Source organism: Streptomyces sp. RLA131 (assembly GCF_056270125.1).
In genome coordinates this window covers 2,754,470-2,776,762 of sequence record NZ_JBWDOQ010000002.1, presented here as the reverse complement: position 1 = coordinate 2,776,762, position 22,293 = coordinate 2,754,470, and the positions used below count along the sequence as shown (strand labels likewise).

The window sequence follows — 22,293 nt, the reverse complement described above, 5'->3', positions numbered from 1 at the left end:
ATCTACGACACGCCGAAGCGCGCGGCCAGCGCGTCCCGCTGGGCGCGTACGAAACGTGCGTCGACCACGGCGCCGTGCCCGGGGACGTACCGGGCGTCCTCGCCGCCCAGCGCCAGCAGTTCGTCCAGGGTGCCGGGCCAGGCGCCGGGGGCGGCGTCGGGGCCGCACTGGGGGTCGCCGGACTCCTCGACGAGGTCGCCGCAGAAGACCACGGTGGGCCGGCCGGGGACGACGACCACCAGGTCGTGCGTGGTGTGGGCGGGTCCGGGGTGGACGAGGACGGCGGACCGGCCGCCGCCCAGGTCGAGCTCCAGCCGGCTGTCGACCGCTACGCCGGGGCGTACCAGGGCGTCGGCGGCCTCGGTGGCGGCGGCCGGGTCGGTGCCGTGCCGCACGGCGTCGGCGCGCAGCGCGAGGCGTTCGCGGGCGAGGTGGGCGCCGAGGGTGAGTTCGCCGTGGACCCGGACTCCGGCCGGGAAGGCGCCGGCCCCGAAGACGTGGTCGAAATGGCCGTGGGTGAGCGCGAGGTCGGTGACGGGCCGGCCGCCGGTGAGGACGGTGGCCTGGTCGCGCAGTTCGGCCCCCTCGGCGAGGGTGGACCCGGTGTCGATCATGAGCACGGCCCGGTCACCGATCACGACGCCGATGGTCACGTCGAGGAACGGAAGCCGCCGCCGGACCACCCCCGGGGCGAGCCGTTCCCACACGTCGGGCATGTCCACACCATGACCGTACCGGGCCCGGAGAGCGGCCGCCCTTGCCGGGGTCTTGCTACCGCGCCGTACACTGGCTGCGGGGAAGCTGGCACTCGTCCGACATGAGTGCCAAAGTGCCAAGGGCGTCACAAGGGACCCGAGACTGGAGGTGCGCGCTGATGCTCAGTGAACGGCGGCTCGAAGTACTGCGCGCCATCGTCCAGGACTACGTCGGCACCGAGGAGCCGGTGGGCTCCAAGGCGCTGACCGAGCGGCACAGCCTCGGGGTGTCGCCGGCCACGGTCCGCAACGACATGGCGGTGCTGGAGGAGGAGGGTTACATCCACCAGCCCCACACCAGCGCCGGCCGGGTGCCCACCGACAAGGGGTACCGGCTCTTCGTCGACAAGCTCGCGGGGGTCAAGCCGCTGTCGGTGGCCGAGCGCCGCGCGATCCAGAACTTCCTGGACAGCGCGGTCGACCTCGACGACGTCGTGGCCCGTACGGTGCGGCTGCTGGCGCAGCTGACCCGGCAGGTCGCGGTGGTGCAGTACCCGTCGCTGACCCGCTCCACCGTCCGTCATGTCGAGCTGCTGGCGCTGGCCCCGGCCCGCATCATGCTGGTGCTGATCACGGACACCGGGCGGGTCGAGCAGCGGCTCGTGGACTGTCCGGTGCCGGTCGGCGAGACCGTGCTGGCGGACCTGCGGGCCCGGCTCAACAGCCGGGCGGCGGGCCGTCGCTTCGCGGACGTGCCGCAGCTGGTGGCGGACCTGCCGGAGAGCTTCGAGAAGGACGACCGGCCGGCGGTCTCGATCGTGCTGGCCACCTTGCTGGAGACGCTGGTCGAGAAGACCGAGGAGCGGATCATGCTCGGCGGCACCGCGAACCTGACCCGCTTCAACCACGACTTCCCGCTGACCATCCGCCCCGTGCTGGAGGCGCTGGAGGAGCAGATGGTGCTTCTCAAACTGCTCGGCGAACAGGACTCGGGCATGACCGTACGAATCGGTCACGAGAACTTCCATGAAGGCCTCAACTCCACATCGGTCGTCGCCGTCGGCTACGGTTCGGGCGACGAGGCGGTGGCAAAACTCGGCGTGGTCGGACCGACCCGCATGGACTACCCCGGAACGATGGGAGCGGTACGCGCAGTGGCACGTTACGTCGGACAGATCCTGGCGGAGTCGTAAGTGGCGACGGACTACTACGCCGTCCTGGGTGTGCGCCGCGACGCGGGCCAGGACGAGATCAAGAAGGCATTCCGCCGGCTCGCGCGCGAACTGCACCCGGACGTGAATCCGGATCCGAAGACCCAGGAGCGGTTCAAGGAGATCAACGCCGCTTACGAGGTGCTCTCGGACCCGCAGAAGAAGCAGGTCTACGACCTCGGCGGCGACCCCCTGTCGGCGGCCGGCGGCGGTGGCGGCGCGGGTGGCTTCGGCGCGGGCTTCGGCAACTTCAGCGACATCATGGACGCGTTCTTCGGGCAGGCCTCGCAGCGCGGTCCGCGCTCGCGGACCCGGCGCGGCCAGGACGCGATGATCCGGCTGGAGATCGAGCTCGACGAGGCGGCCTTCGGGACCACCAAGGACATCCAGGTCGACACGGCTGTGACCTGCGGCACGTGTTCGGGCGAGGGTGCGGCTCCGGGCACCACCGCCCAGACCTGCGACATGTGCCGCGGCCGGGGTGAGGTGTCCCAGGTCACGCGGTCCTTCCTCGGCCAGGTCATGACCTCCCGTCCCTGCCCGCAGTGCCAGGGCTTCGGCACCGTGGTGCCCACCCCCTGCCCCGAGTGCGCGGGCGACGGGCGGGTACGGTCCCGGCGCACCCTCACCGTGAAGATCCCGGCCGGTGTCGACAACGGCACGCGGATCCAGCTGGCGGGCGAGGGCGAGGTCGGCCCGGGCGGCGGCCCGGCCGGTGATCTGTACGTCGAGATCCGTGAGTTGCCGCACCCGGTCTTCCAGCGGCGCGGTGACGACCTGCACTGCACGGTCACCCTGCCGATGACGGCCGCGGCGCTGGGCACCAAGTGTCCGCTGGAGACCCTCGACGGGCTGGAGGAGATCGACGTCCGGCCCGGCACCCAGTCCGGCCAGTCGATCCCGCTGCACCAGCGCGGCATCACCCACCTGCGGGGCGGCGGCCGCGGGGATCTCATCGTCCATGTCGAGGTCCGCACCCCCGACAAGCTGGACCCGGACCAGGAGGAGCTGCTGCGGCGGCTGGCGAAGCTGCGCGGCGACGAGCGGCCGCTGGGCCAGTTCCAGCCGGGCCAGCAGGGGCTCTTCTCCCGGCTGAAGGACGCGTTCAACGGCCGCTGACGGTTCCGCCGGCCAGGGCCGCGCGACCCCCTGACAGCCGCTGCCCGGGCCAGCGGCTGTCAGGGGGTCGTGAAACGATGGCGTCATGCCCGCCCTGACCGATCTTTTCAGGTACCCCGTCGTCCAGGCGCCCATGGCCGGTGGCGCGTCCACGCCCAGACTCGCCGCCGCCGTGAGCGAGGCCGGAGGGCTGGGCTTCCTCGCCGCCGGCTACAAGACGCCGGTGGCGATGTACGAGGAGATCAAGCAGGTCCGCAGTCTCACCAGAAACGCGTACGGCATGAATCTGTTCATGCCGCAGCCCGCGACCGCCGATCCGTCCGCCGTCGAGTGCTACGCCGAGCAGCTGGCCGGTGAGGCCGCCTGGTACGACACCCCGCTCGGCGACCCGGACTCGGGCAGTGACGACGCGTACGAGGCCAAGGTCTCGATCCTGATCGACAACCCGGTGCCGGTGGTGAGCTTCACCTTCGGCTGTCCGGCGCGCGCGACGCTGGCCGCGCTGAACGCCGTCGGCACCGTCACCGTGATCACCGTCACCTCCGCCGCCGAGGCGCTGGCGGCGCAGCGGGCGGGCGCCGACGCGGTGTGCGTGCAGGGCATCGAGGCCGGCGGCCACCAGGGCACCCACCGTGACGACCCCGAGCTGGACTGCGCCGGGGTGGGCCTGCTGGCGCTCGTTCCGCAGGTGCGGGAGGCCGTGCCGGGGCTGCCGGTCATCGCGACCGGCGGGCTGATGCGCGGAGACCAGATCGCCTCGGTCCTGGCGGTGGGCGCGGACGCGGCGCAGCTGGGCACCGCGTTCCTGGTCTGCCCGGAGTCGGGGGCCAACGCCCTGCACAAGCGGGCCGTCACCGACCCCGTCTTCACCCACACCGAGCTCACCCGGGCGTTCTCCGGGCGGCCCGCCCGGGGCCTGGTCAACCGCTTCATGCGCGAGCACGGCCCGTACGCCCCGGCCGCCTACCCCCAGGTCCACCACCTCACCTCGCCGCTGCGCAAGGCCGCCGCCGCGGCCGGCGACCCCCAGGCCATGTCCCTGTGGGCCGGACAGGGCCACCGGCTGGCCCGGCAGGTGCCCGCCGGTGAGCTCGTCGGGATTCTGGCCGCCGAGCTCGACGCCACCCGGGCCGCCCTGTGACCGCCCCCGTCTTCATCGCCGACCCCGGCCGGCCGCTGGCGGTCGGGCGGGCCGTCCTCACCGGGGCGGAGGGCCGGCACGCCGTCTCGGTACGCCGCCTGCGGGCCGGCGAGGACATCGTGCTGACCGACGGCGAGGGCATCGGCGGGTACGGCCGGGTCGTGGCGGTCGAGGGCAAGGACCGGCTGGAGGCCGACGTGACGGAGATCCGGGCCGAGCCCGCGCCCCGGCCGCGGATCACCGTCGTCCAGGCCCTCCCCAAGGGCGACCGCGGTGAACTGGCCGTCGAGACCATGACCGAGACCGGCGTCGACGCGATCGTCCCCTGGGCCGCCTCCCGTTGTGTCACCCAGTGGCGTGCCGAGCGCGGTGCCAAGGCCCTCGCCAAGTGGCGCTCCACCGCCCGCGAGGCCGCCAAGCAGTCCCGTCGGCTCCGCTTTCCGGAGGTGACCGAGCTCATGACGACCCGTCAGGTCGCCGTGCTGCTCGGCTCGGCCGCCTTCGCCGCCGTGCTGCACGAGGAGGGTTCGCAGCCGCTGGCCTGCGCGCCCCTCCCGGACGAGGGCGACCTCGTCCTCGTCGTCGGCCCCGAGGGCGGCGTCGCCCCGGACGAACTGGACGCCTTCGCGGCGGCCGGGGCCAAGCCGTACCGCCTGGGGGCCACGGTGCTGCGTACGTCCACGGCGGGTGTCGCGGCGACGGCCCTGCTGCTCGGGCGGACAGGACGTTGGGGCTGAAGTCGGGGCTGAAAAGGGCAACGCCGCGGCGGGGAGGCCGAGTCGGGCCGTCCCGCGTGGCAGTGTCACGGCCATGCAGACCCTTGAGGCGGCCCTTCGACCGGCCGTCGACGCCTACCGTACGTGCGAGTTCACCACCCTGGGCCGTGACGGCACCCCCCTGACCTGGCCGACCGCGTTCCACCGCCGTGAGGACGGCACGCTGCTGGTGACCACCTCCCTGGCGTTCGCGCGCAAGGCGCTCAACGTCCGCCGGGACGGGCGGGTCGCCCTGCTCTTCTCCGACCCGACGGGCAGTGGTCTGACCGACCCGCCGCAGATCCTGGTCACGGGCACCGCGACCTGCCCCGAGGAGATCGTCACCGGCCCGGCGGGCGACGAGGAGTACTGGTCCATGCTCTTCGAACGCCAGCCGGACAGCCGCAAGTACGTGGACCCGCCGGCCCGCTGGCTCATGGACTGGTACTACATGCGGCTGCTCATCACCGTCACCCCCGGCCAGGTCCGCACCCTGCCCCCGCTGTCGCAGCTGCCGCCCGCCGCGGCGCCCGCCACCGCCGCCGAGCCCGCCACCGCCGCGGCGCCCGCCGCGCTCCTGGGAGCGGAACTGCTGGCCGCCTTCCCCAGCGCGGTCCTGGGTGCCCGCGACCCCTCCGGCGCCCCGCTGCTGATGCGCACCCGCACCACCGCCACCCCCGACGGCCACACCGTGGACATCCCCGAGGGCCACCTCGTCGCGCCGGGCCCCGCCAGCCTTCTCGTCCACCGCCACGACGACCGTCTCGCCGGGCTGCGCAACGCCCTCGTGCGCGGCGAACTCCACGCCGACGGCGGCCGCTGGCTGCTGACCCCCGCCAAGGTGGTCGAGCCCGCCGGCTCCGGCCGCCCCCGCGACATGATCGCCACCCTGCGCGACGCCCGCCGCGCCACCCGGTCCTACCTGGACCGCCGCGGCCTGCCCCGCCCCCGGATCCAGTGGGCCGAACTCAAGGCCCTGGCCGTGGCGGCGGCGCTCCGGCCGGGCGGCACGGAGTCACCCACCTCAGGGGAATTGTGATCCAAAGGCATCGCCGGTGTGCCCGGCGGGTGGTTAATGTGACGGCGTGACACAGCCGCAGCTTCAGCCCTCGTACCTCCGCTTTCCGCACCTCCACGGCGATTTGATCACCTTCACGGCCGAGGACGACGTCTGGGCGGCGCCGCTCGGCGGCGGTGGCCGCGCCTGGCGGGTCAGTGCCGACAACGTGCCGGTCGACCATCCACGGATCTCACCGGACGGACAGTGGATCGCCTGGACCTCGCTGCGCGACGGCGCACCGGAGGCGCATGTGGCCCCCGTCGACGGCGGCCCCTCGAAACGGCTGACGCACTGGGGGAGTTGGAAGACCTCGGTGCGGGGCTGGACCGCGGACGGCGAGGTCGTGGCGATCAGCACGTACGGGCAGGCGTCGCTGCGGCGCAGCTGGGCGCGGGCGGTGCCGCTGGACGGCGGACCGGGCCGGGTACTGCCCTACGGCCCGGTGGGGGACGTGGCGTTCGGCCCGGACCGCGCGGTGGTGCTGCTCTCGGCCGGCATGAACCGGGAGGCCGCCTGGTGGAAGCGCTACCGGGGCGGGACGGCCGGCAAACTGTGGATCGACCGGTCCGGGGACGGCGAGTTCGAGCGGCTGCACGCCGGGCTGGACGGCAACCTGGAGTGCCCGGTCTGGGTCGGCGGGCGGATCGCCTTCCTGTCCGACCACGAAGGGGTCGGGGCGCTCTACTCCAGCCTCCCGGACGGCACCGACCTGCGCCGCCACACACCCGTCGGCGGCTTCTACGCCCGGCACGCGGCGACCGACGGCACCCGGGTCGCGTACACCTCGGCCGGTGAGGTCCACCTGCTGGACGACCTGGACGGCGCGGAGCCCCGGCGGCTCGACGTCCGGCTCGGCGGGCAGCGCACCGACCTCCAGCCGCACCCCGTCCACGCCGCGCACCACCTCGGCGGGGCGCGGCCGGACCACACCGGGCGGGGCAGCGCCGTCGAGGTGCGGGGCACGACGCACTGGGTGACGCACCGCGGCGGCCCGGCGAGGGCCCTGGCGGCGGAGCCGGGCGTGCGGACTCGGCTGCCGCGGGTCTTCGGCGGCGAGGGCGACCAGCAGGTGGTCTGGGTGACCGACGCGGAGGGCGAGGACGCCCTGGAGATCGCACCGGCGGCGGGGCGAGCGCCCGGCGCCGCGCCGCGCAGACTGGCGGCGGGCCGGCTCGGCCGCGTCCTGGGGCTGACGGTCTCGCCCGACGGGCACCGGATCGCCGTGGCCTCGCACGACGGGCGGATCCTGCTCGTGGAGACCCAGACCGGCGAGGTCAGGACGGTCGCCACCAGCGAGCACGGACACGCCACCGGCCTGGCCTTCTCGCCCGACTCCGCCTGGCTCGCCTGGTCGCACCCCGGGCCGTCGCCGCTGCGCGGCCTCAAGCTGGCCGCCACCTCCGACCTCACCACCATCGACGCCACCCCGCTGCGCTTCAACGACTTCTCGCCCGCCTTCACCTCCGACGGCAAGCACCTTGCGTTTTTGTCCGAGCGGGCCTTCGACCCGGTCTACGACGAGCACGTCTTCGACCTGGCCTTCCTCGGTGCCTGCCGCCCGCACCTGATCACCCTGGCCGCCACCACGCCCTCGCCCTTCGGTCCGCAGCGGCACGGCCGGCCCGTCGATCCGTCCGCCGACGACGACAAGAACAAGGAGGGGGCCGACAGCAAGCCGGAGGGGGACACCCCGAAGAAGGACGCCCCGGCCGCCACCAGGGTCGACGCCGAGGGTCTCGCCGACCGGATCGTGCCCTTCCCCGTCGAGGCGGCCCGCTACTCGACGCTGCGCACCGCCAAGGACGGCGTGCTGTGGCTGCGCCACCCGCTGCGCGGCGTCCTGGGCACCGGCCTGGCCACGCCCGACGCCGAACCGCCCGCCACCACGCTGGAGCGCTACGACCTCAAGCAGCTGCGGATGGAGGAGATCGCCGACGACGCCGACGACTTCTCCGTCAGCGGCGACGGCAACAAGGTGCTCATCACCTCCGGGCACCGGCTGCGGGTCGCCTCCGCCGACCACAAGTCCACGCCGTCCGAGGACGATTCGGACTCCAACGTCACCGTCGACCTGTCGCGGATCCGCCTGACCGTCCAGCCGCAGGCCGAGTGGCGCCAGATGTACGACGAGGCCCACCGCCTGATGCGGGACAACTTCTGGCGCGCCGACATGGGCGGCGTCGACTGGGACGGGGTGCGCGAGCGCTACCGGCCCGTCCTGGACCGGGTCGCCACCCACGACGACCTCGTCGACCTGCTCTGGGAGGTCGCCGGTGAACTCGGCACCTCGCACGCCTATGTCACACCCGCCGGCGGCCACGGCGACTCCCTGCACCGGCAGGGGCTGCTCGGCGCCGACATCTCCCGTGACGCGGACGGAGTCTGGCGCGTCGACCGGGTCCTGCCCTCCGAGACCTCCGACCCCCGCGCCCGCTCCCCGCTCGCCGCGCCCGGGGTGGCGGTACGGGCGGGAGACGCCCTGCTCGCCGTCGACGGCCGCCCTGTCGACCCGGTCACCGGCCCCGGCCCGCTGCTGGTGGGCACCGCCCGTAAGCCCGTCGAGCTGACCGTCGGCCGGGAACCTGGCGGCGTACGGCACGTGGTGGTGGTGCCCGTCGCCGACGAGGAGCCGCTGCGTTACCACGCCTGGGTCGCCGACCGCCGGGCGTACGTCCACGAGCGCTCGGGCGGCCGGCTGGGCTACCTCCACGTCCCCGACATGGTCGGCTCCGGCTGGGCCCAGCTCCACCGTGACCTGCGGGTCGAGGTGGCGCGCGAGGGCCTGGTGGTCGACGTGCGCGAGAACCGCGGCGGTCACACCTCGCAGCTCGTGGTGGAGAAGCTGGCCCGCCGCATCGTGGGCTGGGACCTGCCGCGCGGCCTGCCCGCCCTCAGCTACCCGATGGACGCGCCGCGCGGCCCGGTGGTGGCCGTGGCCAACGAGCACTCCGGGTCCGACGGCGACATCGTCAACGCGGCCATCAAGGCGCTGGGCATCGGCCCGGTGGTCGGTACCCGGACCTGGGGCGGCGTCATCGGCATCGACTCCCGCTACCACCTGGTGGACGGCACCCTGGTCACCCAGCCCAAGTACGCCTTCTGGCTGGAGGGCCAGGGATGGGACGTCGAGAACCACGGCGTCGACCCCGATGTCGAGGTTCCGCACACCCCGCAGGACTGGGTGGCCGGGCGCGATCCCCAGCTCGACACGGCCGTCGCCCTCGCCCTGGACGCCCTCGCGGAGCAGCCCGCGAAGACGCCGCCGCCCCTGCCGTAGAAGCGGCCCGCGGCCGGGCGTGAGGCGCGGGCGTGAGGCGGGGCCGTGAGGCGCGGGCGTGAGGCGGGGCCGGCCTCCCCCTCCGTGCCTCGCGGGCCGGCCCCGGCAATGAGGATCAGGCCCAGGAGGTGTACCTAGCAAGGGCTGCCGGCTGCTTTAGGTATACCGATCTTTGACCGGTCGCCCGGCAGCCCGGTGGGGCGGAGGGAGACTCGGGGGGTGCCGGACACCCTGGACCTGGACCACGACCGAGCGACCGACGTCGCGGAGCTGCTGCGGGAAACCCGCCTGCTGACGATCACCGGCATGGCCGGGGTCGGGAAGTCACGGCTGGCCGCGGAGGCCGTCAGGTACACCGGGCTGCCGGTGTTCGGGCGGGATCTGACCGGCTGCCGGGTGCCGGGCCTGCTGCCGCAGGCGGTGGCAGGGGTGCTGGGGCTCGCGCGCTACACGGATCTGCCCCCCGCCGAGGCCCTGGTCCGTGCGCTCACCAGCCGCGAGGCCCTGCTGGTGCTCGACACCACCGATCATCTGCCACTGGCCTGCGCCGAGTTGGCGCAGTACCTGCTCGACGCCGCCCCGGGGCTGCGGATCCTGACCACCGGCCGCCGCACCCTCGGTCTGGAGGGGGAGCGGGTCGTACGGCTGCGCCCGCTGCGGCAGGACCGCGCGGTACGGCTGCTGATGCGCAGGGCGGCGGCGTACGGGGCGGTGCTGCCGGAGTACATGGCGCTGCGGGTCTGCGCCTGCCTGGACGGGGATCCGCTGAGCATCGAGCTGGCGGCGCGCCGGCTGCGGCACATGTCGGGGAAACGGCTGTCGGAGCGGCTGAGCGTGCCGGGGGAGCGCTTCGCGCTGCTGACCGACGGACCGGTGGAGCCGCTGCGGCACCGCACGCTGCGGGCCGCGATCGGCTGGAGCCATGAGCTGTGCTCCCGGGGCGAACGGCTGCTGTGGGCACGGCTGTCGGCCCTCCCCGGGGAGTTCGTGGCGGAGCAGGCCGAGCTGCTGTTCCCCGGCGGCGCGCGGTGCGCGGACCTGGAGGCGGCGTCGGTCCTGGTCCGGGGCGCCTACGGAGGCCTGGTGCTGCCGCTCGCCCACCGCGAGTACGGCGCGGACTGGCCGGCGCAGCTCGGTCAGTGCGGTGATCAGGTGTCCGTAAAACCATGTAATCACCGTACGTATGCAGCAACTGACGTAGTTTCACCGATACCGCCCACGGCTTCCCGGGAGGAGTGATCCAATCGACCGGTGCCGATAACGGGGGGTCAGCGCGTGCGGATCAGGCTGACAGTGGCGGTTCTCTTCACGGCGGTCCTGGCGGCCGGATGCGGGAGCGGCGGCGGTGGTGATTCCGATGCGAAGGCGTCGGGTTCATCGTCGGCGTCGGCGTCGGCGTTGCCGTCGGCGACGGCCTCCGGGTCGGCGGCCGCGTCAGGGGCGCCCGCCGAGCCGCTCGGCGCGGCCCGGCTGAAGTCCGCCGCGCTGTCGGGCGGTGACGTGGACGGCTTCCAAATCGCCGCCTTCCCCGCGAAGCCCGACGGCGGCGGCACCGCCCGGCCCGCGGCCTGCCAGCCGCTGGAGAACATGCGCACCGCCTCCCCCGCCCCGCACCCCGAGACGTTCGTCGGCCTCCTCGCCTACGCCGCCTCGGGCCCCGCGGCCGGCTCCGCCACCACGGTCGGCCTCATGGCCTACGAGCAGTCCGACGCCGAGGGCGTCCTCGACGGCCTGCGCACCGCCCTCGGGAAGTGCACCGCCTGGGAGGGCGGCGTGCCGGCCCGCACCACCGCCAAGGCCGCCACCGCCCCCGACGCGGGCGACGACGCCGTTGCCTTCCGGCTGCGGACCGAGGGGGACAGCGCGGACGACTTCGTGGTCGTGCGCAGCGGTGCCACCGTCGTCCTGTTCTGCACCGTGAGCGGCACCGGCTCCTCGGCCGACGTACCGGACGCACTGGTCTCCGCGCAGATCAAGAAGCTGGAGAAGGCCCAGGCCCCGTCCTGAACGGCGCCCTGCGCCCGCGGGGCGGGCGAGGCGGCACGGGACGCACTCGTCTAGGCTGCGCTGCGTAAAGCGAGTCAGCCGAGGGAAGGTGCGGCACCATGGCGGGAGAACCGCAGGCCGACTGCCTGTTCTGCAAGATCGTGGAGGGTGGTATCCCCGCGACCGTCGTGCGCGAGACCGACACGACGGTGGCGTTCCGCGACATCAACCCCCAGGCCCCGACGCATGTCCTGGTCATTCCCAAGGCGCACTACCGGGACGCGGCCGCCCTCGCCGCCGCCGATCCGCGGCTGACGGCGGACGTGCTGCGCGAGACGGGTGAGGTCGCCGCCCAGGAGAAGATCGACGCGACCGGCTACCGGGTGGTCTTCAACACCGGTTCCGGCGCCGGGCAGACCGTCTTCCACGCGCACGCGCACGTCCTGGGCGGCCGCGGCCTCTCCTGGCCGCCCGGATAGGACCGGGAGACCGCGCCGATGTCCGCACGTGAACTGGTGGTGCTCGGCACGGCCAGCCAGGTGCCCACCCGGCACCGCAACCACAACGGGTACTTCCTGCGCTGGGACGCCGAGGGCATCCTCTTCGACCCCGGCGAGGGCACCCAGCGTCAGATGCTGCGGGCCGGGGTGGCCGCGCACGACCTGACGCGGCTGTGCGTCACGCACTTCCACGGCGACCACAGCCTGGGTCTGGCCGGGGTGATCCAGCGGATCAACCTCGACCGGGTCCCGCACCCGGTCGCCGCCCACTACCCGGCCTCCGGGCAGCACTTCTTCGACCGGCTGCGCTACGCGACCGCCTACCGCGAGACCGTCGAGCTGGCCGAGGAACCGGTGAGCGGCGAAGGCACGGTCCTCGCGGACACTCCGGCCTTCCGGCTGGAGGCGCGCAGGCTGTCGCACCCGGTGGAGTCCTACGGCTACCGCCTGACCGAACCGGACGGCCGGCGCATGATCCCGGAGCGGCTCGCCGCGCACGGCATCGCCGGCCCGGACGTCGGCCGGCTCAGGCACGAGGGCGCGCTGAACGGCGTCACCCTGGACGAGGTCAGCGAGCCCCGCCCCGGGCAGCGGTTCGCCTTCGTGATGGACACCCGGCTGTGCGACGGGGTGCATGCCCTCGCCGAGGGTGCCGACCTGCTCGTCATCGAGTCGACCTTCCTCGACCAGGACGCCGGACTCGCCGCCGACCACGGACATCTGACGGCAGGTCAGGCCGCCCGGGTCGCGGCCGAGGGGGGCGTGCGGCACCTGGTCCTCACGCACTTCTCGCAGCGCTACACCGACCCGGACGACTTCGGGCGCCAGGCCCGCGAGGCCGGGTTCACCGGTGAACTGACCGTGGCACAGGACCTCGTACGGGTTCCTGTGCCACGGCGTGCGAAGAGCTGAGCGTCAGTGGACGGGCGTCAGTGGACGGGCGTCAGTGGACCGGGTTCCACCCGTCGGTGCCGGCCAGGAACTTCTTCGCGGTGTAGTCCGCCGCCTGCGAGGCGGTGAGCTGCGGGCGGTTGGCGTTGACCGTGGCGCCGTCGCCGGTGTTGGCGTACTCGAAGAAGCGCGCGGACTTCCAGGAGTAGCCGCTCATGTCGGTCCAGGGCGCGGCGATCCTGACGGCGGCCGGCAGGACGGTGTCGCGGATGACGGTCTGGCCGACCGCGTCGGAGGTCGGGTGCCAGGGACGCCCGAGGGAGAAGGTGTTGGCCTGGGCGGAGCTGGAGATCTTGCTCCCGGTGATCAGGATGCCGTACTTCTTGGCGGAGGTCGTGTTCGGCGCCGTCAGGTAGCCGTTGTTGCCGCCGGCGGCCGCCCCGCGGTCGCGCAGGGAGATGTTGACGCGGTCGTAGACGGCGGTGGCGTTGCCGAAGAGGAAGTCGACGTCACCGGCGATGAAGCTGCTGTAGAAGTACTGGCGGTACTGACCGGTCGCGGACGGCGCCCAGTTGAGGATCGTGTCCTGGTGGCCGATGAACCGGTCGTTGGTGAACACCTGCCGGTCGCCCTGGGCGTAGAGCGCCACGGCCTGGGTGTCGGTGATCTCCGGGTGCGCCGCCCTCTCCCAGGTGTTCTGGATGGTGACGCCGGTGACGGTCAGGTCGTTGGCGGAGAAGGTCGCGGTGGCGCTGCCCGTGGTGCCGTAGGTCGTCCCGTCGGCCTTCTTCGTCCCCGAGGCCCTGTCGTAGGTGATGACGACGTCCTCGGCGTTGCCGGTGGCGCCCTTGATCGTCAGGCCCTTCTTGCCGCTCGGGACGGTGACGACCTCCTTGTACGTGCCCTTGGCGATCGAGATCGTGTCCCCGGCGGCCGAGGCGTCGACCGCGGCCTGGACGGTCTTGTACGTGCCGGAGGTGCCGACGGTGAGGGTGCTGCCGGCCGAGGCCTTGGTGGTGGCGGTGGTGGTGGCCGTCGCCTTCGTGGCGGAGGCGCTGGCTGTCGTGGCTGTCGTGGACGTCGCGGACGTCGCGGACGTCGTACCGGAGGAGGTGAGCACGCCCGCGCCCGTGGTGGTCGCCAGCGTGGCCGGCAGGTTCTTGGCCGAGGACTCCAGGCCCGCCTGCAGGGTCGGCGTCCAGTTGGCGGTCGTCCCGACCCGCTTGGAGGAGCTCACCGAGGCGTTGTAGACGGCGGCCAGATCGGTCGTGGTGCCGTCGACGAGGTTGCCGCTGCCCGCGACGGTGCCGGTGCCGTCACCGCTGAGGAGCTGCGAGGCCTTGCGGTCGGCGGAGAGCTTCCAGTAGTTGTTCTGCAGCACGACCTGGGCGCCTGCCCGGGAGTTGACGGTGTAGCTGTGGGCGTAGCCGTTCAGCTTCGTCGTGTCGTAGTAGTTGTTGTAGATGTTGACCTGGCCGACGCGGGTCAGCGGGGCGCGCTGCACGATCCCGGCGTACACGTTGTGGTGGATCGAGACCCGCAGCTTGCTCGCGTTGTCGGTGTCGCTGCTGCCGATCAGCGTCGTCTTGTCGTGGTTGGTGAAACGATTCCGCTCCACCGTCACCAGATCCGAGCCCTGGGTGATGTCGAGCGCGCCGTCGTGCACCTGGTACTCGCGGTCGAAGTAGGTCTTCTCGGCGCTGTCGAGCGTCGGGCCGTCGGTGAAGGTGTTGTGGTCGGCCCAGACATGGGTCGCGCCGCGCAGGGTGATCGCGTCGTACGCGGAGTTCCAGTTGCCCGTCGAGCCGTCCGTGGGGTCCCACTGCGGGAAGCAGTCCTCGGGGCTCTTCACCGTCAGGTTCCGGACGATGACGTTGTCGGCGTTCTTCAGCAGCAGGCTGCCACCGAGAATCGTGGCGCCGCTGCCGGGCACACCCACGATGGTGGTGTTCGACGGCACGGTGAACGCGATGCTCTTCGCCTGCTTGGCCTGCGCGGCGGCGCGGGCGGTCTCCTGGGTGCCGGACGGCACCTTGGAACGGCCCCAGACCGACGGGTCGTAGGCCTTGAGATAGGCCGCCAGGCTGTATCCGGTACCCGAGGCGTAGCTGTCGCAACTGCCGGTGTCCGCGGTGATCGTGCCCTTGACCTGGATGATCTTCGCGGTGGTGTTCGTGGAGCTGCCGAGCGCGGCCACCAGCTGGGCCCTGGTCGACACCGTGAAGACATGCGCCGAGTCGGCCGTCGAGCCGCCGGTCGTGCCGGTGCCGCTGGCCGCCCAGCCGTCCTTGGCGGGCAGCACCTGGTGGGCGAGGTCGGTCGCGGCGTTCGCCTGCATGACGAACGGGATCGCGCCGAGTCCGGCGGCGGCCACGGCTGCGGTGGCGACCAGAGCGGTACGCCGGCTGCGGAGAGACCGGCGGTGGGTGGGGGATGCCACGGAGTTGCGTCCTAACGGGGGAGTGGAGCGATCTTCTTACCCACCAGTAGTCGCCGCACGCGGAAAGGTTGCCGCCCACCGGTACCTTTGTCCGATGTCAACCCATCGTCCGGCCCCGGCCCCGGCCCCGGCCCCCGTCCCCAAGGCCGAACTGCACCTGCACATCGAAGGCACCCTCGAACCCGAACTCGCCTTCGCCCTCGCAGCGCGCAACGGCGTGGAACTGCCCTACGCCGGTACCGAGGAGCTGCGCACCGCGTACTCCTTCTCGGACCTGCAGTCCTTCCTGGACCTGTACTACGCCCTGATGGCCGTGCTGCGCACCGAGCAGGACTTCGCCGACCTCGCGGACGCGTACCTCGCCCGAGCCGCGGCCCAGGGCGTCCGGCACGCCGAGATCTTCTTCGATCCGCAGGCGCACACCGCGCGCGGGGTCGAGATCGGCACCGTCATCGAAGGCCTGGGCCGCGCCCTGGACCGCGGCCAGGAGCGGCACGGCGTCAGCACCCGGCTGATCATGTGCTTCCTGCGCGACGAGTCCGCCGAGTCGGCCATGGAGACCTTCGAGGCCGCCCGCCCCTGGTTCGGCCGTATCGCCGCCGTCGGCCTGGACTCCGCCGAGGTCGGCAACCCGCCGTCGAAGTTCCGCGAGGTCTACGCGGCCGCCGCCGAGGCCGGACTGCGCCGGGTCGCCCACGCAGGTGAGGAGGGTCCGCCCGAGTACATCCGGGAGGCCCTGGACGTGCTGGGCGTCGAGCGCGTCGACCACGGCATCCGCTGCGTGGAGGACCCGGCCCTGGTCGACCGGCTGGTCCGCGAGCAGGTCCCGCTCACCGTCTGCCCGCTGTCCAACGTCCGGCTCCGCTGCGTCGACACCCTCGCCGACCACCCCCTGCCCGCCATGCTCGAAGCGGGCCTGCTCGTCACCGTCAACTCCGACGACCCCGCCTACTTCGGCGGCTACGCCGGCGACAACTTCGACGCCGTACGGGACGCGCTGCCGCTGGACGCCGACGCGCTGCGCACCCTGGCCCGCAACTCCTTCCGGGCCGCCTTCCTGGACGACGCGACCCGCGAGGCGTACCTCGCCGAGGTGGACGCCCACGACTTCGGGTGAGCCCTGGGGCCCCGACAGCCCCGGGGGCCGCGCCGCGCACGCTCGGAAACCGCCGCGCCGCGCACGCTCAGAAACCGGCCGCCGCCCGGTCCAGCACCCGGGCGGCGGCCGCCACCGAGTCCACCAGCGGGTGCATCGCCAGCGCGCGCAGGGCGGCGTCCCGCGACCCGGTGGCGGCGGCCTCGATGGCGGCCCGTTCGACGGCCTTCAGCGCGAGCATCAGCCCCGCCTGATGAGCGTCCGGCGCGGCCACCGCCCGTGGCCGTGCCCCGAACGCGCCCACCTCGCAGGGCACTTCGATCACGGCGTTCGCGTCCAGGGCCGCCAGGGTGCCGCCGTTGCGGACGTTGAGGATCAGCGTCGACCGCTCGTCGCGCGCGATCGCCCGCATCAGCGCCAGCGCGACCCGGTCGTAGCCGCCGCCGTCCAGGTCGTGCGCGTCGCGCTGCCAGCCCCCGGTGGCGGCGCGGTTCTCCGCCATGTACGTCTCCTCGCGTTCGAGCCGGGTACGGTCCCACAGGTCGTGGGCCCGGTCGGGCCGCGCCCGCGCCGCCGCCTCGAAGAAGGCGGCCTGCTGCCGCTGGAGGAACTCGCCCCGGGTCGTACCGGCGTCCCGGACCGCCGCTGTCGCCTCGCGCTGGAAGTAGTAGTAGTGCAGGTACTCGTTGGGCAGGCTGCCCAGCGCCCGAAGCCACCGCGCACCGAAGAGCCGGCCCTCCTCGAAGGAGCCGAGCGCCTCGTCGTCGGCCAGCAGCCCCGGCAGCAGGTCGCGGCCACGGTGGCCGAGCCCGCGCAGCCAGCCCAGGTGGTTCAGGCCCACGTAGTCGTAGTCGACGGCGTCCGGATCGACCCCGGCTGCCCGCGCCGCCCTGCGCACCAGGCCGACCGGCGAGTCGCAGATCCCGATGACCCGAGCGCCGAGCACGGCCGCCATCGCCTCGGTGACCATGCCCGCCGGGTTGGTGAAGTTGATGACCCAGGCATCCGGCGCCACCGCCCGCACCCGTTCGGCGATCGCCGTCGCGACCGGCAGCGTGCGCAGCCCGTACAGCACCCCGCCCGCGCCCACCGTCTCCTGCCCGAGCAGCCCCTCCGCCAGCGGCCCCCGCTCGTCGCGCACCCGGCCGGCCATGCCGCCGACGCGGATCGCGGAGAACACGAAATCGGCGCCGCGCAGCGCGTCGTCCAGATCACCGGCGACCCGGACCCGCGGCGCCGCCCCCGGCCCCCGGCGCGTACCGGCCTGGTGGGCCAGGACCGAGGCGACGGCCCCGACCCGCAGCCGGTCGGTGTCGTACAGCACCAGCTCGGTGATGACATCGCCGTCGAGCAGCGCCCGGTACACCAGTGGGACACGGAAGCCGCCGCCACCCAGGATCGTGAGCCTCATGCGTCCCATTCTCCTGGCACAGTGGGCAGCGGAGTCCGGCCGGCGCCATCCGGCCGGCAGAAGAATCCGACCAGCGGAGAGGAATCCCGGGGTGGACGACCAACCGGTGCTCGATCCACTCGCCGACGTCCGCGCACCCGGCGATCCGCAGACCGACGTGTATCTGACCGGAACCGTCTTCCTGGACATCATCTTCACCGGTCTGGACAGCGCGCCCGTGCGCGGCACCGAGTCCTGGGCGCGCGGCATGGGCTCCAGCCCGGGCGGCGTCGCCAACATGGCCACCGCCCTGGCCCGCCTCGGCCTGCACACCTCGCTGGCCGCCGCCTTCGGCGACGACATGTACGGCGACTACTGCTGGGACAGCCTCGCCGACGGCGAGGGCATCGACCTGGAGCTGTCCCGCAGGATCCCGGGCTGGCACTCGCCGGTCACCGTCTCCATGGCGTACGAGGGCGAACGCACCATGGTCAGCCACGGCCACGAGGCCCCGCCGCCGGAGGAGCCGGCCCCGCAATGCCCGCCGCGGACCCGGGCGTGCGTGGCCGCGCTCAAGCCGGGCGCGCCCCGCCAGGACTGGCTGGGACACGCCGCGCGGGCCGGCAGCCGGGTCTTCGCCGACGTCGGCTGGGACGACACCGGCCGCTGGGAACCGGCCGACCTCGCCGACCTGGAGCACTGCGAGGCGTTCCTGCCCAACGCCACCGAGGCCATGCACTACACCCGTACGGACTGCCCGCGCGCCGCCGCCCGCAAGCTCGCCGAACTGGTGCCGCTGGCCGTGGTCACCCTCGGCCCGGACGGCGCGTACGCGGTGGACTCCGCGCGCGGCGAGACCGCCGAGGTGCCGGCCCTGTCGGTGGAGGCCCTCGACCCCACCGGCGCCGGTGACGTCTTCGTCGCCGGGTTCGTCACCGGCACCCTCGCCGACTGGCCGCTCACCGACCGGCTCGCCTTCGCGGGTCTGACCGCCGCCCTGTCCGTCAAGGAGTTCGGCGGCTCGCTGTCCGCCCCCGGCTGGATCGAGATCGCCGCCTGGTGGCAGCACGCCAAGGCCTACGACGACCAGGACCGCGCCGCCCTGCGCCGCTACGCCTTCCTCGACGACCTGCTGCCCTCCGGCACCCGCCGCTGGCCGCTGCGCCGGGCGGTGCCGACGATCGGCTTCCGCCCTCAGAGCCGCAGCTGAAGCACCTGGCCGGCCCAGGGGGCGCCCTGGCCGTCCACCGTCAGGAAGGGCTCGGTCCGGGTGAAGCCCAGGGCCTCGTACTGGGCGATCAGACGGCCCTCGTTGCCCGCGTAGCAGTCCACCCGCAGCAGCGTGATGCCGCGCCGCCGGGCCTCCTGGACCGCGTCGGCCACCAGCGCGGCGCCGATCCCGGTGCCGGACCGGGCCCGGTCGGTCACCAGTAGCCGTAGGTAGAGCTCGCGTTCCCCGGCCGGGGCCACGGACCCCGGCGGCTCCTCGGCCACCACGCTCGCCCCGATCACCGCGCCGTCGTCGGTCTCGGCGACCCGCATCAGGTACTCCCGGGCGTAGGCGTGGGCGCGCTCCACGGCCGCCGGCCGCGAGGACCACGGCCGGGTGCCCCACTGGTCCGGGTAGCCCCGGGCGGTCAGCCAGGCGATGGCCCCGTCCAGCAGGGCGATGGTGGCGGGTACGTCGTCGGGTGCCGCGGTGCGGATCTGCATGAGGCCGTCCTACCCGACACGGCCCGCCCGGTAAAACCCCTCGGGCCCGGCCCCGCACCGTCGTACGCTTGGTACCCAGGCCTCACGGGCGATCCGATCAGCAGAAGGCGGGATGAGCAGGCCTAGAGCCGGCCCATGACTCAGACACCGACAACGCAGCAACCGCAGGCGCGCGCCCACTTCGTCGTACCGGCCAAGCACCCGATGGTGACGGTACTGGGATCGGGAGACGCGCTCCTTCGCGTGATCGAGAGGTCGTTCCCGGCCGTCGACATCCACGTCCGGGGCAACGAGGTCAGCGCGACCGGCGACCGGACGGACGTCGCACTGGTCCAGCGGCTTTTCGACGAGATGATGCTGGTGCTCCGCACCGGCCAGCCGATGACGGAGGACGCAGTGGAGCGCTCGATCGCCATGCTCCGGCAGAGCGAGAACGGCGGGGCAGCCGGCGAGGAGACCCCGTCGGAGGTCCTGACCCAGAACATCCTGTCCAACCGGGGCCGCACCATCCGCCCCAAGACGCTCAACCAGAAACGCTACGTCGACGCCATCGACAAGCACACGATCGTCTTCGGCATCGGCCCGGCCGGCACCGGCAAGACCTACCTGGCCATGGCCAAGGCCGTCCAGGCTCTGCAGTCCAAGCAGGTCAACCGGATCATCCTCACCCGCCCCGCGGTCGAGGCCGGCGAGCGGCTCGGCTTCCTGCCGGGCACGCTGTACGAGAAGATCGACCCGTATCTGCGCCCGCTCTACGACGCGCTGCACGACATGATCGACCCCGACTCCATCCCCCGGCTGATGGCCGCGGGCACGATCGAGGTCGCCCCGCTGGCGTACATGCGCGGCCGGACCCTCAACGACGCCTTCATCATCCTCGACGAGGCGCAGAACACCAGCGCCGAGCAGATGAAGATGTTCCTGACCCGGCTCGGGTTCGAGTCCAAGATCGTCATCACGGGTGACGTCACCCAGATCGACCTGCCCGGCGGCGGTACCAAGAGCGGGCTCAGGCAGGTCGTGGACATCCTGGAGGGCGTCGAGGACGTCCACTTCTCGCGCCTGACGAGCACCGATGTCGTACGCCATAAGCTGGTGGGGCGCATCGTGGACGCCTACGAGCGCTACGACGACCAAAACGGCAACGCAGACCACCGAAAGTAGCCAGCGAAACAACCATGGCGATCGACGTCAACAACGAGTCCGGCTGGGAGCTCGACGAGCAGGCGGTGCTCGACATCGCGCGCTACGCCGTCCAGCACATGCGTATCCACCCGCTCTCCGAGCTCTCCATCATCGCCGTCGACGCCGACGCCATGGAGCAGCTCCACATCCAGTGGATGGACGAGCCGGGCCCCACCGATGTCATGTCCTTCCCGATGGACGAACTGCGTCCCGGGAAGGACGACGAGGAGCCCCCGCAGGGACTGCTCGGCGACATCGTGCTCTGCCCGGAAGTGGCCAAACGGCAGGGCGAGGAGGCCGCCACCAGGCACTCCATGGACGAGGAGCTGCAGCTCCTCACCGTCCACGGCGTCCTCCACCTGCTCGGCTACGACCACGAGGACGCCGGGGAGAAGACCGAGATGTTCGGTCTCCAGAAGGCCATTCTCGACGGCTGGCGCGCCGAGCGCGGCCTGACCGGCCCCTCCCCGGCGCCCACCACCACCCACTGATGGTCGTCTACGCGATCCTGCTGGTCGTGGTGGCCTGGCTGGCCGCCTGCGCCGAGACCGGCCTCGCCCGGGTCTCCCGCTTCCGTGCCGAGACCGCCGTGCGCGGCGGCCGGCGCGGCGGCGACAAGCTGCTGGCCGTCACCGCCGACCCGACCCGCTATCTCAACGTCGCCCTGCTGGTCCGGGTCTCCTGCGAGATGGCCGCCGCGGTCCTGGTCACCGTCGTCTGCGTACGCCACTTCGACCACACCTGGCAGGCCCTCGCCGTCGCCATCGGCGTCATGGTCCTGGTCTCCTACGTCGCCGTCGGCGTGTCCCCGCGCACCATCGGCCGCCAGCACCCCCTGAACACCGCGACGGCCGCCGCGTACGTGCTGCTCCCGCTCGCCCGGATCATGGGCCCGGTCCCCAAGCTGCTGATCCTCCTGGGCAACGCGGTCACCCCCGGCAAGGGCTTCCGCCAGGGCCCGTTCGCCAGCGAGGCCGAGCTGCGGGCCATGGTCGACCTCGCCGAGTCGGAGTCCCTCATCGAGGACGACGAGCGGCGCATGGTCCACTCCGTCTTCGAGCTCGGCGACACCCTGGTGCGCGAGGTCATGGTCCCGCGCACCGAACTGGTCTCCATCGAGCGCTACAAGACCATCCGCCAGGCCATGACGCTGGCCCTGCGCTCCGGCTTCTCCCGCATTCCGGTCACCGGCGAGTCCGAGGACGACATCGTCGGCATCGTCTACCTCAAGGACCTCGCCCGGCGGGTCCACATCAACCGCGAGTCCGAGACCGACCCGGTCTCCTCGGTGATGCGCCCGGCCGCCTTCGTCCCGGACACCAAGAACGCCGGTGACCTGCTGCGCGAGATGCAGCAGCAGCGCAACCACGTCGCGGTCGCCATCGACGAGTACGGCGGCACGGCCGGCATCGTCACCATCGAGGACATCCTGGAGGAGATCGTCGGCGAGATCACCGACGAGTACGACCGCGAACTCCCCCCGATCGAGGACCTGGGCGGGGGCAGTTACCGCGTCACCTCCCGCCTGGACCTGGGTGACCTCGGCGAGCTGTACGACATCGACCTGGACGACGAGGACGTCGAGACCGTCGGCGGACTCCTCGCCAAGACCCTGGGCCGGGTCCCCATCCCCGGCGCCTCGGCCGTCGTCCCGCTGCCCGAGGACCTGTCCTACCCCGGCCGCCCGCTGGGGCTCCGGCTCACCGCGGAGACCGTCGCGGGCCGGCGGAACCGGATCGGCGCGGTCCTGGTCGAGCCGGTCCGGCCGGAGACCGCCGACGCCCCCGCCGACGAGGCCGCGGACCGCACCGGCTCGTAACGCCGCCCCGGCGGA

The 22,293-nt window shown here is 72.9% G+C and carries 18 protein-coding genes and 2 pseudogenes; 15 read left to right on the top strand and 5 right to left on the bottom strand.

Annotated elements, in window-relative coordinates; translation table 11 throughout:
- Window positions 1–2 precede the first annotated feature (2 nt).
- Window positions 3–716 (bottom strand): MBL fold metallo-hydrolase, encoded by a 714-nt coding sequence (locus tag RWE79_RS13655; RefSeq protein ID WP_475945789.1) that lies wholly within the window; start codon window positions 714–716, stop codon window positions 3–5.
- Window positions 717–874: 158 nt separating this feature from the next.
- Here RWE79_RS13655 and hrcA point away from each other — a divergent pair, with 158 nt between their 5' ends.
- From hrcA to RWE79_RS13605, 10 genes are all read left to right on the top strand, one after another.
- Window positions 875–1,888, top strand: coding sequence for a heat-inducible transcriptional repressor HrcA (gene hrcA / locus RWE79_RS13650; RefSeq protein WP_475940341.1), 1,014 nt, complete (start codon window positions 875–877; stop codon window positions 1,886–1,888).
- Window positions 1,889–3,025 carry a molecular chaperone DnaJ gene (dnaJ, locus tag RWE79_RS13645; protein WP_475940340.1) on the top strand — a complete coding sequence of 379 codons (1,137 nt, stop codon included), beginning with the start codon at window positions 1,889–1,891 and terminating at the stop codon, window positions 3,023–3,025.
- Between the two features lie 85 nt (window positions 3,026–3,110).
- Window positions 3,111–4,166, top strand: coding sequence for a nitronate monooxygenase (locus RWE79_RS13640; protein ID WP_475940339.1), 1,056 nt, complete (start codon window positions 3,111–3,113; stop codon window positions 4,164–4,166).
- On the top strand, window positions 4,163–4,903 hold the full coding sequence (locus tag RWE79_RS13635; RefSeq protein ID WP_475940338.1) for a 16S rRNA (uracil(1498)-N(3))-methyltransferase: 741 nt from the start codon (window positions 4,163–4,165) through the stop codon (window positions 4,901–4,903). The genes RWE79_RS13640 and RWE79_RS13635 overlap by 4 nt, the downstream gene beginning before the upstream one ends.
- A gap of 73 nt (window positions 4,904–4,976) precedes the next feature.
- Window positions 4,977–5,960: a pyridoxamine 5'-phosphate oxidase family protein gene (locus RWE79_RS13630; protein WP_475940337.1), complete on the top strand. Its 984-nt coding sequence runs from the start codon at window positions 4,977–4,979 to the stop codon at window positions 5,958–5,960.
- Between the two features lie 46 nt (window positions 5,961–6,006).
- On the top strand, window positions 6,007–9,258 hold the full coding sequence (locus RWE79_RS13625; protein WP_475940336.1) for a S41 family peptidase: 3,252 nt from the start codon (window positions 6,007–6,009) through the stop codon (window positions 9,256–9,258).
- A 219-nt stretch (window positions 9,259–9,477) separates the two neighbouring features.
- Entirely contained in the window at window positions 9,478–10,497 is a 1,020-nt protein-coding gene (locus tag RWE79_RS13620; protein ID WP_475940335.1) for an ATP-binding protein, read from the top strand.
- Between the two features lie 159 nt (window positions 10,498–10,656).
- A complete protein-coding gene (locus tag RWE79_RS13615; RefSeq protein WP_475940334.1) occupies window positions 10,657–11,265 on the top strand; it encodes a hypothetical protein in 609 nt (202 codons plus the stop codon).
- 98 nt (window positions 11,266–11,363) lie between these two features.
- Window positions 11,364–11,723, top strand: coding sequence for a histidine triad nucleotide-binding protein (locus RWE79_RS13610; protein WP_475940333.1), 360 nt, complete (start codon window positions 11,364–11,366; stop codon window positions 11,721–11,723).
- Between the two features lie 18 nt (window positions 11,724–11,741).
- Entirely contained in the window at window positions 11,742–12,656 is a 915-nt protein-coding gene (locus RWE79_RS13605) for a ribonuclease Z (RefSeq protein ID WP_475940332.1), read from the top strand.
- 31 nt (window positions 12,657–12,687) lie between these two features.
- Here the strand turns inward: RWE79_RS13605 and RWE79_RS13600 are convergent.
- Window positions 12,688–13,602, bottom strand: a pseudogene (locus RWE79_RS13600) (pectinesterase family protein); the annotation flags it as partial.
- Window positions 13,603–13,749: 147 nt separating this feature from the next.
- A pseudogene (locus RWE79_RS13595) lies at window positions 13,750–15,075 on the bottom strand (pectate lyase family protein); the annotation flags it as partial.
- A 94-nt stretch (window positions 15,076–15,169) separates the two neighbouring features.
- On the opposite strand from RWE79_RS13595, the gene RWE79_RS13590 reads away from it, so the two are divergent.
- Window positions 15,170–16,192, top strand: a complete 1,023-nt coding sequence (locus RWE79_RS13590) for an adenosine deaminase (protein WP_475940331.1) — start codon at window positions 15,170–15,172, stop codon at window positions 16,190–16,192.
- A gap of 67 nt (window positions 16,193–16,259) precedes the next feature.
- Here the strand turns inward: RWE79_RS13590 and RWE79_RS13585 are convergent, their stop codons facing one another.
- A complete protein-coding gene (locus tag RWE79_RS13585; RefSeq protein ID WP_475940330.1) occupies window positions 16,260–17,582 on the bottom strand; it encodes a 6-phospho-beta-glucosidase in 1,323 nt (440 codons plus the stop codon).
- Between the two features lie 91 nt (window positions 17,583–17,673).
- Here RWE79_RS13585 and RWE79_RS13580 point away from each other — a divergent pair, with 91 nt between their 5' ends.
- On the top strand, window positions 17,674–18,771 hold the full coding sequence (locus RWE79_RS13580; RefSeq protein WP_475940329.1) for a carbohydrate kinase family protein: 1,098 nt from the start codon (window positions 17,674–17,676) through the stop codon (window positions 18,769–18,771).
- Here the strand turns inward: RWE79_RS13580 and RWE79_RS13575 are convergent.
- Complete coding sequence (locus RWE79_RS13575) at window positions 18,756–19,274, bottom strand: N-acetyltransferase family protein (RefSeq protein WP_475940328.1); 519 nt, start codon at window positions 19,272–19,274, stop codon at window positions 18,756–18,758. The genes RWE79_RS13580 and RWE79_RS13575 overlap by 16 nt on opposite strands.
- Before the next feature lie 135 nt (window positions 19,275–19,409).
- Between RWE79_RS13575 and RWE79_RS13570 the strand changes: the two genes are divergently transcribed.
- The 3 genes from RWE79_RS13570 to RWE79_RS13560 are packed head-to-tail and all read left to right on the top strand — an operon-like array spanning window position 19,410 to window position 22,278.
- Window positions 19,410–20,438 (top strand): PhoH family protein, encoded by a 1,029-nt coding sequence (locus tag RWE79_RS13570; protein WP_475940327.1) that lies wholly within the window; start codon window positions 19,410–19,412, stop codon window positions 20,436–20,438.
- A 14-nt stretch (window positions 20,439–20,452) separates the two neighbouring features.
- Window positions 20,453–20,950 (top strand): rRNA maturation RNase YbeY, encoded by a 498-nt coding sequence (ybeY, locus tag RWE79_RS13565; RefSeq protein WP_475940326.1) that lies wholly within the window; start codon window positions 20,453–20,455, stop codon window positions 20,948–20,950.
- Complete coding sequence (locus RWE79_RS13560) at window positions 20,950–22,278, top strand: hemolysin family protein (RefSeq protein WP_475940325.1); 1,329 nt, start codon at window positions 20,950–20,952, stop codon at window positions 22,276–22,278. The genes ybeY and RWE79_RS13560 overlap by 1 nt, the downstream gene beginning before the upstream one ends.
- Window positions 22,279–22,293 lie beyond the last annotated feature (15 nt).